At 73.1% G+C, this 15,103-nt stretch carries 14 protein-coding genes; 7 read left to right on the forward strand and 7 right to left on the reverse strand.

The features are described 5' to 3' along the window. Nucleotides 1-15 precede the first annotated feature (15 nt). From rpoZ to ACM9LD_RS04320, 4 genes are read left to right on the forward strand one after another with little or no spacing between them, the layout of a single operon-like run. A complete protein-coding gene (gene rpoZ / locus ACM9LD_RS04305) occupies nt 16-288 on the forward strand; it encodes a DNA-directed RNA polymerase subunit omega (RefSeq protein WP_068520856.1) in 273 nt (90 codons plus the stop codon). Between the two features lie 13 nt (nt 289-301). Beyond that, a complete protein-coding gene (coaBC, locus tag ACM9LD_RS04310) occupies nt 302-1,540 on the forward strand; it encodes a bifunctional phosphopantothenoylcysteine decarboxylase/phosphopantothenate--cysteine ligase CoaBC (protein WP_415675529.1) in 1,239 nt (412 codons plus the stop codon). A 38-nt stretch (nt 1,541-1,578) separates the two neighbouring features. Further along, a complete protein-coding gene (gene metK, locus ACM9LD_RS04315) occupies nt 1,579-2,802 on the forward strand; it encodes a methionine adenosyltransferase (RefSeq protein WP_415675530.1) in 1,224 nt (407 codons plus the stop codon). A gap of 17 nt (nt 2,803-2,819) precedes the next feature. Beyond that, nucleotides 2,820-4,811, forward strand: a complete 1,992-nt coding sequence (locus tag ACM9LD_RS04320; protein ID WP_415675531.1) for a primosomal protein N' — start codon at nt 2,820-2,822, stop codon at nt 4,809-4,811. A gap of 7 nt (nt 4,812-4,818) precedes the next feature. Here the strand turns inward: ACM9LD_RS04320 and ACM9LD_RS04325 are convergent, their stop codons facing one another. Beyond that, on the reverse strand, nt 4,819-5,493 hold the full coding sequence (locus ACM9LD_RS04325; RefSeq protein WP_415675532.1) for a TetR/AcrR family transcriptional regulator: 675 nt from the start codon (nt 5,491-5,493) through the stop codon (nt 4,819-4,821). A 62-nt stretch (nt 5,494-5,555) separates the two neighbouring features. Between ACM9LD_RS04325 and ACM9LD_RS04330 the strand changes: the two genes are divergently transcribed. Continuing rightward, nucleotides 5,556-6,128, forward strand: a complete 573-nt coding sequence (locus tag ACM9LD_RS04330) for an ester cyclase (RefSeq protein ID WP_415675533.1) — start codon at nt 5,556-5,558, stop codon at nt 6,126-6,128. A 9-nt stretch (nt 6,129-6,137) separates the two neighbouring features. Here ACM9LD_RS04330 and ACM9LD_RS04335 read toward each other — a convergent pair whose 3' ends face one another. After that, nucleotides 6,138-6,443 carry a hypothetical protein gene (locus tag ACM9LD_RS04335; RefSeq protein WP_415675534.1) on the reverse strand — a complete coding sequence of 102 codons (306 nt, stop codon included), beginning with the start codon at nt 6,441-6,443 and terminating at the stop codon, nt 6,138-6,140. A gap of 108 nt (nt 6,444-6,551) precedes the next feature. On the opposite strand from ACM9LD_RS04335, the gene ACM9LD_RS04340 reads away from it, so the two are divergent. Then, nucleotides 6,552-8,429 (forward strand): neutral/alkaline non-lysosomal ceramidase N-terminal domain-containing protein, encoded by a 1,878-nt coding sequence (locus tag ACM9LD_RS04340; RefSeq protein WP_415675535.1) that lies wholly within the window; start codon nt 6,552-6,554, stop codon nt 8,427-8,429. Here ACM9LD_RS04340 and ACM9LD_RS04345 read toward each other — a convergent pair. Genes ACM9LD_RS04345 through pdhA form a run of 3 tightly spaced genes read right to left on the reverse strand, consistent with a single transcriptional unit; the run spans nt 8,390 to nt 11,832 of the window. Next, nucleotides 8,390-9,700: a dihydrolipoamide acetyltransferase family protein gene (locus tag ACM9LD_RS04345; protein ID WP_415675536.1), complete on the reverse strand. Its 1,311-nt coding sequence runs from the start codon at nt 9,698-9,700 to the stop codon at nt 8,390-8,392. The two genes, ACM9LD_RS04340 and ACM9LD_RS04345, sit on opposite strands and share 40 nt — an antisense overlap. Then, a complete protein-coding gene (locus tag ACM9LD_RS04350) occupies nt 9,697-10,701 on the reverse strand; it encodes an alpha-ketoacid dehydrogenase subunit beta (RefSeq protein ID WP_336671334.1) in 1,005 nt (334 codons plus the stop codon). Before ACM9LD_RS04350 ends, ACM9LD_RS04345 begins: the two co-directional genes overlap by 4 nt. A 3-nt stretch (nt 10,702-10,704) precedes the next feature. Continuing rightward, a complete protein-coding gene (gene pdhA / locus ACM9LD_RS04355) occupies nt 10,705-11,832 on the reverse strand; it encodes a pyruvate dehydrogenase (acetyl-transferring) E1 component subunit alpha (protein WP_415675537.1) in 1,128 nt (375 codons plus the stop codon). A gap of 153 nt (nt 11,833-11,985) precedes the next feature. On the opposite strand from pdhA, the gene ACM9LD_RS04360 reads away from it, so the two are divergent. Continuing rightward, nucleotides 11,986-12,468: an Lrp/AsnC family transcriptional regulator gene (locus ACM9LD_RS04360; RefSeq protein ID WP_415675538.1), complete on the forward strand. Its 483-nt coding sequence runs from the start codon at nt 11,986-11,988 to the stop codon at nt 12,466-12,468. Nucleotides 12,469-12,520: 52 nt separating this feature from the next. Here the strand turns inward: ACM9LD_RS04360 and gdhA are convergent, their stop codons facing one another. Further along, nucleotides 12,521-13,864, reverse strand: coding sequence for an NADP-specific glutamate dehydrogenase (gene gdhA / locus ACM9LD_RS04365; RefSeq protein ID WP_224646718.1), 1,344 nt, complete (start codon nt 13,862-13,864; stop codon nt 12,521-12,523). 105 nt (nt 13,865-13,969) lie between these two features. Further along, nucleotides 13,970-15,055, reverse strand: a complete 1,086-nt coding sequence (locus ACM9LD_RS04370) for an alpha/beta hydrolase family protein (RefSeq protein WP_415675539.1) — start codon at nt 15,053-15,055, stop codon at nt 13,970-13,972. Nucleotides 15,056-15,103: the final 48 nt, after the last annotated feature.

A 15,103-nucleotide genomic window follows, 5' to 3' on the forward strand; every position in this document is an offset into this window, starting at 1 on the left:
TGACGTAGGAGAAGCGTGAGCACCACCACTGAGACCGTGTACGACCAGCCGCTCGGCATCACCAACCCGCCGATCGACGAGCTGCTCGAGCGCACCTCCTCGAAGTACGCCCTGGTGATCTACGCGGCCAAGCGCGCGCGCCAGATCAACGACTACTACAACAGCCTGTCCGACGGCATCCTCGAGTACGTCGGCCCGCTCGTCGAGCCGGGCCTGCACGAGAAGCCGCTGTCGATCGCCATGCGCGAGATCCACGAGGATCTCCTGGAGCACACCGAGGGCGAGTAGAGCTGACGCGCCCATGATCATCGTCGGCGTCGGCGGCGGTATCGCCGCCTACAAGGCGTGCGCTCTGGTCCGGCACTTCACCGAACGCGGGCACGAGGTGCGGGTGATCCCCACCGAGTCCGCGCTCAAGTTCGTCGGTGCCGCGACCTTCGAGGCGCTGTCGGGAAACCCCGTCCAGACGGGCGTCTTCGAGTCGATCCCCGAGGTGCCGCACGTGCGCCTCGGGCAGTCGGCCGACCTCGTCGTGATCGCTCCGGCGACCGCCGACCTGATGGCCCGCGCCGCCCAGGGGCGGGCCGACGACCTGCTGACGGGCACCCTCCTCACGGCCCGGTGCCCGGTCGTCTTCGCCCCGGCGATGCACACCGAGATGTGGGAGCACCCCGCGACCCGGGCCAACGTCGCGACCCTGCGCGAGCGCGGCGCCGTCGTCATCGAGCCCGCCTCGGGCCGGCTCACCGGGAAGGACACCGGCGCCGGCCGGCTGCCCGAGCCCGACGAGATCGGGGCCCTCGCGGACGTCCTCCTCGAGCACCCCGGGGCGCTGAACCGCGACCTCGAGGGCCGGAAGGTCGTCGTCTCCGCCGGCGGGACCAAGGAGGCGCTCGACCCGGTCCGCTACCTCACCAACCGCAGCTCCGGGAAGCAGGGCTACGCCCTCGCCCGGCTCGCCGCTCAGCGGGGCGCGCAGGTGACCCTCGTCGCCGGGAACACCGTCGGCCTGGCCGATCCGTCGGCCGTCGACGTGGTGCGCATCGCCTCCGCCCTCGAGCTGCAGGCCGCGATGGCCGAGCACGCCGCCGACGCCGACCTGGTGATCATGGCGGCGGCGGTCGCCGACTACCGGCCCGCCGAGGTCGCCACCACCAAGCTCAAGAAGGGCGCCGACGGCAAGAGCGAGGCCCTCGAATCGATCACGATGATCGAAAACCCCGACGTGCTCGCCGGGCTCGTCGCCGCGCGCCGTGAGGGCGCCCTGCGCTCCGACGCGGTCATCGTGGGCTTCGCCGCCGAGACGGGGGATGCCAACGGCTCCGTCCTCGACTACGGGCGGGCCAAGCTGCGCCGCAAGGGCTGCGACCTGTTGGTGCTCAACGCGGTCGGCGACGGCCGGGCCTTCGAGGTCGACGAGAACTCCGGCTGGCTGCTCGGCGCGGACGGCGGCGAGACCGCCCTGCCCCTCGGGTCGAAGGCCGCCATGGCGGCGCGCATACTGGATGCCGCGGTCTCCCGGGTCCCGGCCGCCCGCTAGTATTTCCAATCGCAAACATCATCGAGAGGACGTCCGAAGTGGTTTCCGGTTTCGCCAGTTCCGCCCACCGCCTGTTCACCAGCGAGTCGGTCACCGAGGGTCACCCGGACAAGATCTGTGACGCGATCTCGGACTCGATCCTCGACGCCCTCCTCGCGGAGGACCCGACCTCGCGCGTGGCGGTCGAGACCCTCGTCACCACCGGCCAGGTCCATGTCGCCGGCGAGGTGACCACCTCCGCTTACGCGGACATCCCGCACATCGTGCGCGACAAGGTGCTCGAGATCGGCTACGACAGCTCCGCCAAGGGCTTCGACGGCAATTCCTGCGGCGTGAACATCGCGATCGGCGCGCAGAGCCCCGAGATCGCGCAGGGCGTCGACCGGGCCTACGAGCACCGCGTCGACGGCGGCGAAGACGAGATCGACGCCCAGGGCGCCGGCGACCAGGGCCTCATGTTCGGCTACGCCTGCTCGGACACCCCGGAGTTGATGCCGCTGCCGATCTCGCTGGCGCACCGCCTCTCGCGCCGCCTCACCGAGGTGCGCAAGAACGGCACCCTGCCCTACCTGCGCCCGGACGGCAAGACCCAGGTCACCATCGAGTACGCGGGGGAGCAGCCCGTCCGCCTCGACACCGTGGTCATCTCCAGCCAGCACGCCGCCGACATCGACATCGACGGCATGCTCGCCCCCGACCTGCGCACCCACGTCCTGAACACCGTGATCGCCGACCTGAACCTGCCCAGCCTCGACACCTCCGAGGTGCGGCTGCTGGTGAACCCGACGGGCAAGTTCGTGCTCGGCGGGCCGATGGGCGACGCGGGCCTGACGGGCCGCAAGATCATCGTGGACACCTACGGCGGCATGGCCCGCCACGGCGGCGGTGCCTTCTCGGGCAAGGATCCGTCGAAGGTGGACCGCTCGGCCGCGTACGCGATGCGCTGGGTCGCGAAGAACGCCGTCGCCGCGGGCCTCGCGGAGCGGATCGAGGTGCAGGTCGCGTACGCCATCGGCAAGGCGGCGCCCGTCGGCCTGTTCGTCGAGACCTTCGGCACCGAGCAGCTCGATCCGATGAAGATCCAGCAGGCGATCGCTCAGGTCTTCGACCTGCGGCCGCGCGCCATCATCAACGACCTCGATCTGCTCCGGCCGATCTACGCGCCCACCGCGGCGTACGGGCACTTCGGGCGCACCGACATCGACCTGCCGTGGGAGCGCACCGACCGCGTGGACGCCCTGCGCTCCGCGGCCGGCCTCTGACACCCGCCCCGACCGGTGTGACCGCACCCGGCCCCGCCGAGGCCGCGCAAGCGGCCGTCGAACTCCCGATCGCGCGCGTCCTGCCCCTGCTGCAGGTCAGCCACCTCGATCGGGAGTTCGACTATCTGGTGCCGCCCGAGCTGGACGAGCAGGCCCGCCCCGGAGTGCGGGTCCGCGTCCGGTTCTCCGGGCGCCTCGTCGACGGCTACCTCCTCGAGCGGCTTCCGCGCTCCGAGCACGAGGGAAGGCTCGCCCCGCTGCAGCGCGTCGTCTCCCCGCTGCCGGTCCTCACCCCGCCGGTCCTGCGGCTCGTCACCGAGGTCGCGGCGCGCTACGCCGGAACCCGGGCCGACGTGCTGCGGCTCGCGATCCCGCCGCGGCACGCGCGCGTCGAGAAGGCGCTGCTGGAGCAGGCGCCCGCCGAGCCCACCCCACCGGAGTCGCCCCCGGCGGCGCTCGCCGAGTACACCCACGGCGTCCAGTTCGCGGCGGCGGCCGTCGCGGGCAAGTCGCCGCGCGCGGTCTGGCAGGCCCTCCCGGGCGAGGACTGGGCGGCGCGCCTGGCCGAGCTCGCCGCCACCGTCGTCGCGGCCGGCCGCACGGCGCTCCTCATCGTCCCCGACCAGGCCGATCTCGACCGGCTCGCCGCGGCGTGCGCCCACCTCGACCCCGCGGTGCTGGCAGCGGGCCTGGGGCCCTCGGCCCGGTACCGGCGGTGGCTCCTCGCGCTGCTCGGCCGCGCCCGCGTCGTGATCGGCACCCGCAGCGCCGCGTTCGCGCCGCTGCCCGATCTCGGACTGGTCGCGCTGTGGGACGACGGCGACGAGTCCTTCGTGGAGCCGCGCGCCCCGTACCCGCACACGCGGGAGGTGCTCGCCCTGCGCGCGCACCAGGAGGGCGCGGCGCTGGTCATCGGCGGTTTCGCCCGCACCCCCGAATCCCAGGCCCTCGTCGAGGCGGGGTGGGCCGCGGAGATCGCGGCGCCCCGCGAGCTGGTCCGCAGCCGCTCGCCGCGCATCTCCGGGACCGCGGACTCGGACGTCGCGCTGGCCCGCGACCCGCTCGCGCGCTCGGCCAGGCTCCCCGCCGCGGCCTTCGCCGCCGCGCGGGAGGCGTTGGACGCCGAGCGACCCGTGCTCGTCCAGGTGCCGCGGCGCGGGTACGCGCCCGCGCTGTCGTGCGAGCGCTGCCGCACCCCGGCCCGGTGCCGCCGCTGTCACGGCCCGCTCGAGCAGGCCGGCGGCGGCGTCCTCCGCTGCCGGTGGTGCGCGCAGGACGATCCCGGATACCGCTGCCCGGCCTGCGGTGGGACATCGATGCGCGCGGTGATCGTCGGCGCGATGCGCACCGCTGAGGAGCTGGGCCGCGCCTTCCCCGGGGCGGCCGTCACCGTCTCGGGCGGCGAGACGGTGCACGCCGAGGCGCCGGCGGGCCGACGGATCGTGGTCGCCACGCCCGGCGCGGAGCCGCTGGTCGACGGTGGATACGGCGCGGCGCTGCTGCTCGACGGCTGGCTGCTGCTCGGCCGGGCGGACCTGCGCGCCGCGGAGGAGACCTTCCGGCGGTGGATGAACGCGGCCGCCCTGGTCGCCGCCGATGGCGCCGTGGTCTGCGGCGCCGACGCCGGGATCCGTGCGGTGCAGGCGCTGATCCGCTGGGACGCGGCCGGTTTCGCCGCGGCGGAGCTCGCCGAACGGGCCGAGGTGGGGTTTCCGCCTGCCACCCATCTGGCCGCGCTCGACGGTGCCGAGACCGACATCCGGGCGGTCGCGGACGCCGCGGACCTCCCCGACGGCGCCGAGGTTCTCGGCCCCGTCGACCTGCCGCCCGGCGTGCGGATCCCCGGCGCCCCCGACGAGGGCCCGCCGCCGCAGCGGCTCCTGGTGCGCGTCGCGCGGCGCGACGGGCGCGCCCTGGCGCGGGCGCTGTTCCTGGCGCAGGTGGGCCGCAGCCTGCGGCGCGAGGGAAGCCCCGTGCGCATCCAGATCGACCCGCTGCGGATCGGCTAGTCGCCGGTCAGCGTTGCGGCAGCCGGGCCTCGACGGCGCCGATCGACAGCTCGATCATGTAGTCGAACTCGGCGTCGGCGTCGAACCGGGCGAGGTCGGCGGCGACGGACTCCACGGCCGGCAGGCCGCACGCGGCGAGTCCCGCCCGGCGCCGCTCGATAGCCGCGGCGTCCGTCACTCCGAAGGTCGGGGCCGCCTCGAACTCGCGGAGCAGCGTGCCGATCAGCGCGGCCAGCTGCGCCCGCATGAGGTGCACGGCCTCGGCGGGCTCGAACCCCGCCGTGAGCAACACATCCAGGATGGACTGCGTGGGCGCCAGGGCGGCCACCGACTGCACCTGCCGGGTCAGCACGAGCGTTGCGGCCCGGGGGTGGGCCTGCGCGGCGGTGCGGAAGGCGCGGGCCACGCCCTCGAGGTCGGCGCGCAGATCACCGGTGGGCTCGTGCACGACGATCGAGCGGAGCAGGTGCTCGGTGACCGCGTCGAGCAGATCGTCCTTGTCGCGGACATGGTTGTAGAGGCTCTTCGCGTCCACCGACAGGTGCCGCGCGATCGCGCGCATGCCGACCTCGGCCACGCCGTCGCGGTCGATCAGCGCGAGCGCCGCCTCGACGACCGCGGTGCGCGACAGTTTCGGCGCACCGAGGGCGGGGCGCCCCCGTCGGGGCCGCGGTGTGGTCATGAACCCCATCATCCCCTACATTCGGCACCCGAAATTATCCACACTGTGGGTAATATGGCGAGATGATCGCCCACACGTCCCGCTTCGTCATGCCGCCCGCGTCCGTCCTCCGGGCGCGCGAGAAGCTGGTGCTCGACCACTTCCACGACGAGGTGCGCCAGGACTGGGACGCGACCCTGGCGACCTTCCCGCATCCGCACTACGAGCTCGTCGCGCAGATGATCGTGCACGACGGCGACGACGAGGTACGCGGCTACTACGCGGACACCCGGGTCGCCTTCCCCGACCAGGATCACGAGCTCATCGCGCTGCGGCACAGCGTGGACGCCGTGATCGTCGAGTTCTGGCTGCTCGGGACCCATCGCGGGCCGCTCGGCGCGATCCCGCCCACCGGGAGCCGCCACCGCACGCGGATGACGGCGTACTTCGTCTTCGACGAGGAGGAGCGCCTCGTCGCCGAGCGGATCTACTTCGACCAGCTGACCATCCTGCGGCAGCTCATCGGAGGCCTGAACCTGCGCAGCCCGAAGGGTCTGCTGACTCTCGGGCGGGTCCTGGTCGGCGCCCTCCGGATGCAGAGCGGCGCGCCGGATCCGAGGCTCACGCGGACCGCGCCGCCCCGGCTGGACGACTGACCGCTCCGGTCACTCCTCCTCGTCGGCCGCAGTGGCCTCGATCAGCTCGTCCGCCGTCGCCGCCTCGGGGTCCGGGCGCGGCTCGTCGGCGGACTCCGGTTCGGCGACGGGTTCGACGGGGCCCGAGGCGGACTCGGGTGCGGCGGCCGGTTCGATGATGCCCGGCGACTCGACCGGGGTGCCCACCTCACGCGGCGAGTTTCCGGAGTCGATGGTCGCGGTCGTGGGCTTCTCCGGCTCCTCCTCGGCGGCGGCGATTCCGGCGCCCGAGAAGGTGATGGCTGCGGCGGCGACGATTGCTGCGAGAGTGCGCATGTCGATGTCCTGGTGTCGGCTGCGGTGGCTGGCGACCGTTCCTTCATCGCGCGACCGACCCTACGCCGGTCGACGGCGACGCGCAGGGGAGGTTCTAATCTCGAAGCCGTGACGACGACGGGGTGGCGGGCCGGATGGGCGAAGACGGACATCACGGGGGAGCCCTGGGGCGTGGGGCTGATGGGCTACGGCATGCCCGGCCAGCGCGGCCGCGGCCTGCTCACCCGGCAGTGGGCCCGCGCCTTCGTCATCGCCACGCCCTCGCACCGGGTGGCCTACGTGGTCGCCGACATCGGGATGTTCTTCCAGGCCGCCGTCGATGAGATCACCGATCGACTGGCCGCCGCGACCGCCGGCCGGCTGTCGGCCGAGAACGTCGTGCTCACCGCCACCCATACCCACTGCGGCCCCGGCGGCCACGGCCGCCACCGCCTCTACAACATCACCACCCTCGGGCAGCACCGCCGTACCTTCCAGCGCCTCGTCGACGGGGTCGTCCGCGCCGTCCTCGACGCCGAGGCCGCCCTCGCACCGACCGAGCTGTCGCTCGCCCGCGGGGAGCTGCACGACGCCTCCGTCAACCGCAGTGCGAGCTCCTTCGACCGCAATCCGGACCACGACCGGCTGCCCGGCCGCATCGACCCCGCGGTCACCCTGCTCCGCTACGAGCGCGACGGTGAGCTCCGCGCCGCGATCGACTGGTTCGCCGTGCACTGCACGTCGATGGGCAACGGCAACCGCCTCATCAGCTCCGACAACAAGGGCTGGGCCGCGGCCGCCTGGGAGGCCGCCGAACGCACGGATCGTCCCGACTTCGTCGCCGCCTTCGCGCAGACCAACTCCGGCGACATGTCGCCCAACCTCGGCGGCGCCGCCGGCCACGGCCCCACGGACGACGAGCGGGACAACACCGCCGAGATCGGCCGGCGGCAGCTCGGCGCGGCCCGGCGCCTCGCCGACGGCCCCGGCCGGCCGCTGACGCCCGTGGTCGACCACCGTCTCACCCACGTCGACTTCGGCGCGGCGCTGACGACGACGGGGCCCACCGGACGGGCCGTGCTCGGCGCCGCCTTCGCGGCCGGGACCACCGACGGGATCGGATCGCCGGCGTTCCATCAGGGGCTCGGCAACCGCATCGGCGCGATCAGCCGGGCGCTGTACCGACGCCGCCCGGTGCTCGCGGCGCAGCAGGCGCCGAAGGAGATGTTCCTGCCCGCCGGCGCGCTCGGTTGGGTGCAGGAGGTACTCCCGGTGCAGCTGATCCGGCTGGGGGAGCTGCACCTGCTCTGCCTGCCGGTCGAGGTCACCGTCATGGCGGGTCGCCGGCTGCGCGCGGCGGTCGCCGCCGCGGCCGGCATCGACGCGGGCGACGTGCTGATCCAGGGCTACGCGAACGGTTACGCGCACTACCTCACCACGCCCGAGGAGTACGACGCGCAGCGGTACGAGGCCGGGAGCACCGTCTTCGGGCGCAATGAGCTCGCCGCCTTCACGGAGGCCGCGCAGCGTCTCGCCGCCGACCTCGCCGCGGGGCGCCCCTCCGAACCGGGCACGCCCGCGCCGCGGCAGCGCGCCGGGCGGTTCGGGTCACCGTCGGGATCGACGGTGCTGAGCCGTCCCCGCTCGGTCCGGGTGGCCTCCGTGCGGACGCCGGACGCCGATGGCCGGCTCGCCGTCGACTTCGACTGCCCGCACCCGAACCGGGTGATCCCCGACAGCTACGCGCGGGTGGAGCGGCGCGACGGGGACCGCTGGGTGCCCGTCGCCGACGACGACGCGCCGTCGACCGAGATCGTTTGGCGGCGACGGGGGGCGGCGTTCACCGCGACGGTCGTCGTCGACCTCGGTGGAGTGCCCGGCGAGTACCGGGTCGGCTACGCCGAGGCCGTGCCGGGCCGGTACGTGTGGGCCGTCGTCCGGGTCCCCCAGCCGCTCTCGGCGTCCGCTCAGAGGTGCGCGAGTGCCCGGACGGGGTCCTCGACGTAGTCGGCGAACAGCCGGAGGAAGCCGCCCGCCTCGCCGCCATCGCACACGCGGTGATCGAAGGCGAGCGAGACCTGGGCGACCTTGCGGACGACGATCGCACCGTCGACCACCCATGGCCGGTCGATGATCCGCCCGATCCCGAGGACCGCGGCCTCGGGGTGGTTGATGATCGGCGCGGAGCCGTCGACGCCGAAGACGCCGTAGTTGTTGAGCGTGAACGTGCCTCCCGTGAGCCGGGCGGGCGGCAGCGCGCCGTCCCGCGCGAGCGCGGTGGTCTCGGCCAGCCGCCGTGCGAGCTCGACCGTGGTCAGGCTGTCGGCGTCCGCGATCACCGGCACGACGAGGCCCCGCGGCGTCTGCGCCGCGATCCCGAGGTGCACCCGACCGTGCTGGACGATCTGCCGGCGATCGACGTCGACGGAGGAGTTGAGTTGGGGGAACCGCCGCAGCGCGGCGACGGTCAGCCGCGCGAGCAGCGCGAGCAGGCTCACCCGCTCCGCGTCCGGGAGGGTCGCGTTCATCGCGGCCCGCGCCGCGAGGAGCTCCGTGGCGTCGACGTCGACCCACGTGGTGGCCTCGGGGATCTCACGCCGGCTCGTGGTCAGCTTGTCCGCCACGGCCTTCCGGATGCCGTTGAGCGGGATCCGGACGTCGCTCCTGCCCGCGACCGGTTGCTCCGGCACGGACGGGGCCGTCCGAGCGGCGAGCGCCGCGTCGACGTCCGCGCGGCGGATGACGCCGCCCACTCCCGAGGGGCGCACCGTCGACAGGTCCAGCCCGCGCTCGCGGGCGAGGTCGCGGACCACCGGGGAGATGACACGGGTAACGGACGGCGCAGCCTGCTCGTGGTCCGGAGCGGGCGCGGCCGTCTGCTTCGGGGCCGCCGGCTTCGGGGCCGCGGCGCGTCGCCGCCGGGCGGGCCTGTCGGCGCTCGTCCCGTAGCCGATGAGCACGTTCCCGGACGGGCCGTCGGCGGGCGGACCGTCTATCGGCGGCCCATCGAGGGGCGGCGCGGCGGTGGTCGTGGCGTTCGGCACGCCGACCGAGATGAGCGGTTCGCCGACGCGCAGCGTCTCGCCCGGCGCGCCGTGGAGCGCGGTCACAGTGCCCGCGAACGGGACCGGCACCTCGACCGCCGCCTTGGCGGTCTCCACCTCGACGACCACCTGGTCGACGGTCACGGTGTCGCCGACGCCGACGCGCCAGGACAGGATGTCGGCCTCGGTCAGGCCCTCGCCGAGGTCGGGGAGCAGGAACACCTGGTCGCTCATGCGGTCACCGCCCAGCGCGCGTCGACGCGATCGTCCCACTGCAGCCGGTCGACGGTGTCCAGGATCCGGTCCACGCCGGGCAGGTGCAGTCGCTCGAGCTTCGGTGGGGGATAGGGGATGTCGAGGCCGCTCACCCGCAGTACGGGCGCGTGCAGATGGTGGAAGCAGCGCTCCTGCACGCGGGCCGCGATCTCGGCGCCGACGCCGGCGAAGCCCTGCGCCTCCTGCACCACCACGCACCGGCCCGTGCGCCGCACCGAGGCCGCCACCGTCTCGTCGTCGAACGGGACGAGCGTGCGCAGGTCGACCACCTCGAGCGAGATCCCGTCCTCGGCCGCGGCCGCCGCGGCGTCGAGGGCGACGCCGACCGACGGTCCGTAGGCCACGAGCGTGGCGTCCGTGCCCGCGCGGCGGACGACGGCCCGCCCCATCGGCGCCCCGACTGTCAGATCGGCCTCCGCGGAGGCGAAGTAGAGGCGCTTGGGTTCGAGGAGGACGACGGGATCGGGATCGTCGATCGCGCGCCGCAGCAGGGTGTACGCGTCGTCGACGGTGGCGGGGGCCGCGACCTTCAACCCGGGCGTGTGGACGTAGTAGGCCTCGCTCGAATCGCAGTGGTGCTCCACGCCGCCGATGCCCCCGGCGTAGGGCACGCGGATCACCATCGGCACCGCGAGCGCCCCGCGGGTGCGATTGCGGAGCTTGGCGACGTGGGAGACGATCTGCTCGAACGCGGGGTACGCGAAGGCGTCGAACTGCATCTCGACCACGGGCTTGAAGCCCGCCATGGTCATGCCGACGGCGAAGCCGACGATGCCCGACTCGGCGAGCGGCGTGTCGAAGCAGCGGTCGGCCCCGAACTCGCGGGTCAGGCCGTCGGTGACGCGGAAGACGCCGCCGAGCGTGCCGACGTCCTCGCCGAAGACGACCACGTCGGGGTCCGCGGCGAGCGCGTCGCGCAGCGCGGTGTTCAGGGCCTGGGCCATGGTGTGTCGCGGCACCTCTCAGTCCTCCTCGGTCGCCGCGGCGGCGGCGAGTTCGGCCTCGACCTGCGCCTGCTGCTCGCGCAGCTGCGGGGTGGGCTCGGCGTACACGTACCGGAACAGGTCGGCGGGGTCGACGGGGCGGTCGGCGTTCATCCGGGCGCGCAGGTCGGCCGCTGCGGCCTCGGCCTCGTCGGCGATCGTGGCGACGACGGCGTCGTCGATCCGACCCCGCGCCCGGAGGTGGGTCTCCAGTCGGGTGATCGGGTCGCGACGGATCCATTCCTCGACCTCCTCGGACGTGCGGTAGCGGGTCGCGTCGTCGGCGTTGGTGTGCGCGTCGATCCGGTAGGTGTGCGCCTCGACGATCACCGGCCCGTTGCCGGACCGGACGAAGTGGGCGGCCTCCTGCATCACGCCGAGCATGGCGATCGGGTCGTTGCCGTCGACCTGTTCGGAGCCGATGCCGTACCCGACGCCCTTGTGCGCCAGGCTCGGCGCCGCGGTCTGCCGGGAGAGCGGCACGCTGATCGCGAAGCCGTTGTTCTGCACCAGGAAGATCACGGGCGCGTGGAAGACGGCGGCGAAGTTGAGTGCCTCGTGGAAGTCGCCCTCGCTGGTGCCGCCGTCGCCGCACAGCGCGAGCGCGATGGTGTCGGTGCCCCGCAGGTGCTCGCCGTGGGCCACGCCCGCCGCGTGCAGCAGCTGGGTGGCGAGCGGGGTGCACTGCGGCGCGGTGCGCAGGGCCGCGGGGTCGTAGCCGCAGTGCCAGTCGCCGGCGAGCAGGGTGAGCACCTGCACCGGGTCCACGCCGCGGGCGGCGAGCGCGACGGAGTCGCGGTACGTCGGGAACATCCAGTCCGTCGGGCGCAGGCACATCGCCGCGGCGATCTGGCACGCGTCCTGGCCGTGCGAGGACGGGTAGACCGCGAGCCGGCCCTGCTTCGTCAGCGCGGTGGCCTGCGCGTCGAACCGCCTGCCCAGCACCATGAGCCGGTACATCTCGACCAGGCGGTCGTCGTCGGGATGGGGGTAGCGGGCGTGCGAGTCGGTGAGCTCGCCCGCCTCGTCGAGGTACTGCACGGGCGTGTCGGCCGGAAGGAACTTCCGGTACGTCGGCTCGCCCGCGAGGTCACTGGTGGTGGTCACGTCGTCCTCCTGGTCCGGCTGCTCGTCGAGCCTCGCAGCCCGCGGACGGTATTCCCGCAGAACCGACGAGTAGCGAGACGATCGTCGTAGAGTCAAGCTCAATCAGATCAGTTCATCTGACATGGACGCGCGATACGGGACGGAGCTGGACAGATGGCGGACGGTACCGAGCACCCCGCTCTGGATGATTTCGACCGGCGGATCCTGCGGGTGCTGGCGGAGGACGGCCGCATCTCGATGCGCGCGCTCGCCGAGCGGGTGCACGTCTCGCGGGCCAACGCCTACGTGCGCGTCGAGCGCCTGGAGCGCAGCGGGGTGATCCGCGGCTACGCGGCCCGGGTGGACCACGAGCGGGCCGGCTTCGGCACCTCGGCGTACATCGGGCTGTCGATCCGCCAGGACGCGTGGAAGGGCGTCGCCGAGCACCTGCGAGCGCTGCCCTACGTGGAGCACTTCGCCCTGGTCGGCGGCGATTTCGACGTGGTGCTCCTCGTGCGGACGCCGGACAACGCCGCCCTGCGCGACGTGGTGCTCGTCAGTCTGCAGGCGCTGGAGGGCGTGCGGTCCACCCGCACGTGGCTGATCTTCGACGAGGCCGACGGCCCGGGCGCGCTCGGCCCGGGCACCGTCGGATAGCGCGAACGACCCGGCCACCCTGGGCCGGGTCGTTCGCCGCGCGTGCTGCGGGCTAGACGACGCCGAGCGCGAGCATCGCGTTCGCGACGCGGATGAAGCCGGCGATGTTCGCGCCGGTCACGTAGTCGCCGGGGCTGCCGTACTCGTCGGCGGTCTCCAGGCAGCGGTCGTGGATGCCCCGCATGATGTCGGCGAGCCGGTCCTCGGTGTAGTCGAAGGACCAGGAGTCGCGGGAGGCGTTCTGCTGCATCTCCAGCGCGCTCGTGGCGACGCCGCCGGCGTTGGCCGCTTTGCCCGGCGCGAAGGAGACCTTCGCCTCGGCGAAGAGCTTCACGGCCTCCGGGGTGCACGGCATGTTGGCGCCCTCGGCGACGAAGTTGGTGCCGTTCTTGATGAGCCGGTCGGCGGCGTCGCCGTCGAGCTCGTTCTGGGTGGCGCAGGGGAGCGCGATGTCGCACGGCACGTCCCAGACGGACCCGCCGGGAACGAAGATCGCGCCGCGCTCGGCCGCGTAGACGTCGATCCGCGCGCGGCGGCGCTCCTTGACGTCCTTGAGCAACTCCAGGTCGATGCCCTTCTCGTCCACCACGTAGCCCGACGAATCGGAGCACGCGATGACGGTGCCGCCCAGCTGCTCGACCTTCTCCGTCGCGTACACGGCCACGTTGCCGGAGCCGGAGACCACGACCCGCTTGCCCTCGAAGGAGTCGCCCTGCGTCTTGAGCATCTCGTTGAGGAAGAACACCGCGCCGTAGCCGGTGGCCTCGGTGCGCACCTGCGAGCCGCCCCAGGTGAGGCCCTTGCCGGTGAGGACGCCCGACTCGTAGCGGTTGGTGATCCGCTTGTACTGGCCGAACAGGTAGCCGATCTCGCGGCCGCCCACACCGATGTCGCCCGCGGGAACGTCGGTGTACTCGCCGATGTGGCGGTAGAGCTCCGTCATGAAGGACTGACAGAACCGCATGATCTCGCCGTCGCTGCGGCCCTTGGGGTCGAAGTCCGAGCCGCCCTTGCCACCGCCGATCGGCAGGCCGGTCAGCGAGTTCTTGAAGATCTGCTCGAAGCCGAGGAACTTCACGATGCCCAGGTACACCGACGGGTGGAACCGCAGGCCGCCCTTGAAGGGGCCGAGCGCGGAGTTGAACTCGACGCGGAAGCCGCGGTTGAGCTGCACGTTGCCGTTGTCGTCCTGCCACGGCACGCGGAAGATGATCTGGCGCTCCGGCTCGCAGAGGCGGCGGATGACGGCCGCGTCGACGTACTCGGGGTGCTTGCTGACCACGGGCGCGAGCGAATCGAGGACCTCTTTCGCGGCCTGGTGGAACTCGGTCTCCCCGGGGTTCCGCCGGAGGACCTCGTCGTACAGCGTCCCCAGCGTGCCCTCAACGTGCGCCATTGCACAGTCCCTTCTGTCCGTAATGACCGTCAGGGGCACAGTACGGTGTAAGCAATTGCAGCAGGCTCGCGCCCTGCGCCCGGCGGGACCGCGGTCCCGCCGCCGTCACCCGCGCGGCCGGAACTCGTCGACGTAGCCCAGGATCGCCTTCTGCACGACGGGCCAGTACCGGTTCTGGGACTGCGACGGCTGGTAAATGTTGTGGCCCGCGCCGGGTAGCAGCACCGTCTCGCCGCGGCCGCCCTTGGCCTTCAGCGCGGCGACGAAGGCCTCGCAGCCGGCGGGCCGGACGATGCGGTCCGCGGTGCCGTTGAAGCACGTCACCGGGACCTTGGGATTGATGTTCTGGATCGGGTCCGCGACGGCGAACTGCTGCGGGAACTCGTCCGGCAGGCCCAGGAAGAGCCGGGTGTTGACGTTGCCGTCGGCGACCGCGCGGCGCATGTCGAGGACGCCGCCCATCGAGACGACCGCGGCGGGCGTCACCGCCGGCACGCTGCCCATCGCCCCGGGCGTGAGCATCGAGCGCGCGGACGCCCACACGGCGAGCTGACCGCCTGCGGAGTGCCCGGCGACGACGACGTCGTTCAGGTCCAGGTTCGGCGCGTACTGCGCCTTCACCGCCTGCAGGAAGTCGATCGCCGCGGCGGTGTCGGTGAGCGTGGTGGGGTAGCCGCCGCCGGCGCCGATCCGTCGGTACTCGACGTTCCACACCGCGACCCCGTGGCTGACCAGCGACCGCGCCATCTCCGACATCGATCCCGCCGCCGAGGGCGTGCGCCAGCCGCCGCCGTGCAGGAGCACCACGACGGGGATCTGCGCGGGCAGCTGGATCGTGGTGCGGGCGCTGAGCGGGCCGCCCGACGGGTTCTGCTGGAGCGCCGGATTGGCGGGCAGGTACAGCTCGCCGTAGTTCTGCTCGGGATCCGGGACCCCGTCCGGGACGGGGTAGACGATGCGCTGCGGCTGCGTGACCGGGAACTTCCCGACCAGCGAGGCCGGGTTCATCGGGGGGTAGGACGCCGAGGGGGACGCCGGTGCCGACGACGAAGGAGCACCCCTGCCACCCGTGACGGTGGTGGTGCACCCCGTGCCGAAGAGCACGGAAAGGCAGACGACGGCGCCGATCAGCGGCCGCCGGGCGCGCGCGAACTGCACGTCGACCCTCTCTCGCCCGGCGGGGCGGTTCATGGCGTTTCCGTCCGGAATCCTAAGGCAACCCTGGCTCGAACTGCTAGT

The sequence above is a fragment of the Tsukamurella hominis genome (genome assembly GCF_965137015.1).
Taxonomy (GTDB): Bacteria; Actinomycetota; Actinomycetes; order Mycobacteriales; family Mycobacteriaceae; genus Tsukamurella; species Tsukamurella hominis.

Bases quoted from the DNA above. Each gene is read 5' to 3' on its own strand.
- ACM9LD_RS04370 (WP_415675539.1), bottom strand. From the start codon at position 15,055: ATGAACCGCCCCGCCGGGCGAGAGAGGGTCGACGTGCAGTTCGCGCGC.
- ACM9LD_RS04335 (WP_415675534.1), bottom strand. From the start codon at position 6,443: ATGCGCACTCTCGCAGCAATCGTCGCCGCCGCAGCCATCACCTTCTCG.
- ACM9LD_RS04345 (WP_415675536.1), bottom strand. From the start codon at position 9,700: ATGAGCGACCAGGTGTTCCTGCTCCCCGACCTCGGCGAGGGCCTGACC.
- ACM9LD_RS04360 (WP_415675538.1), top strand. From the start codon at position 11,986: ATGGCGGACGGTACCGAGCACCCCGCTCTGGATGATTTCGACCGGCGG.
- gdhA (WP_224646718.1), bottom strand. From the start codon at position 13,864: ATGGCGCACGTTGAGGGCACGCTGGGGACGCTGTACGACGAGGTCCTC.
- coaBC (WP_415675529.1), top strand. From the start codon at position 302: ATGATCATCGTCGGCGTCGGCGGCGGTATCGCCGCCTACAAGGCGTGC.
- ACM9LD_RS04325 (WP_415675532.1), bottom strand. From the start codon at position 5,493: ATGACCACACCGCGGCCCCGACGGGGGCGCCCCGCCCTCGGTGCGCCG.
- ACM9LD_RS04330 (WP_415675533.1), top strand. From the start codon at position 5,556: ATGATCGCCCACACGTCCCGCTTCGTCATGCCGCCCGCGTCCGTCCTC.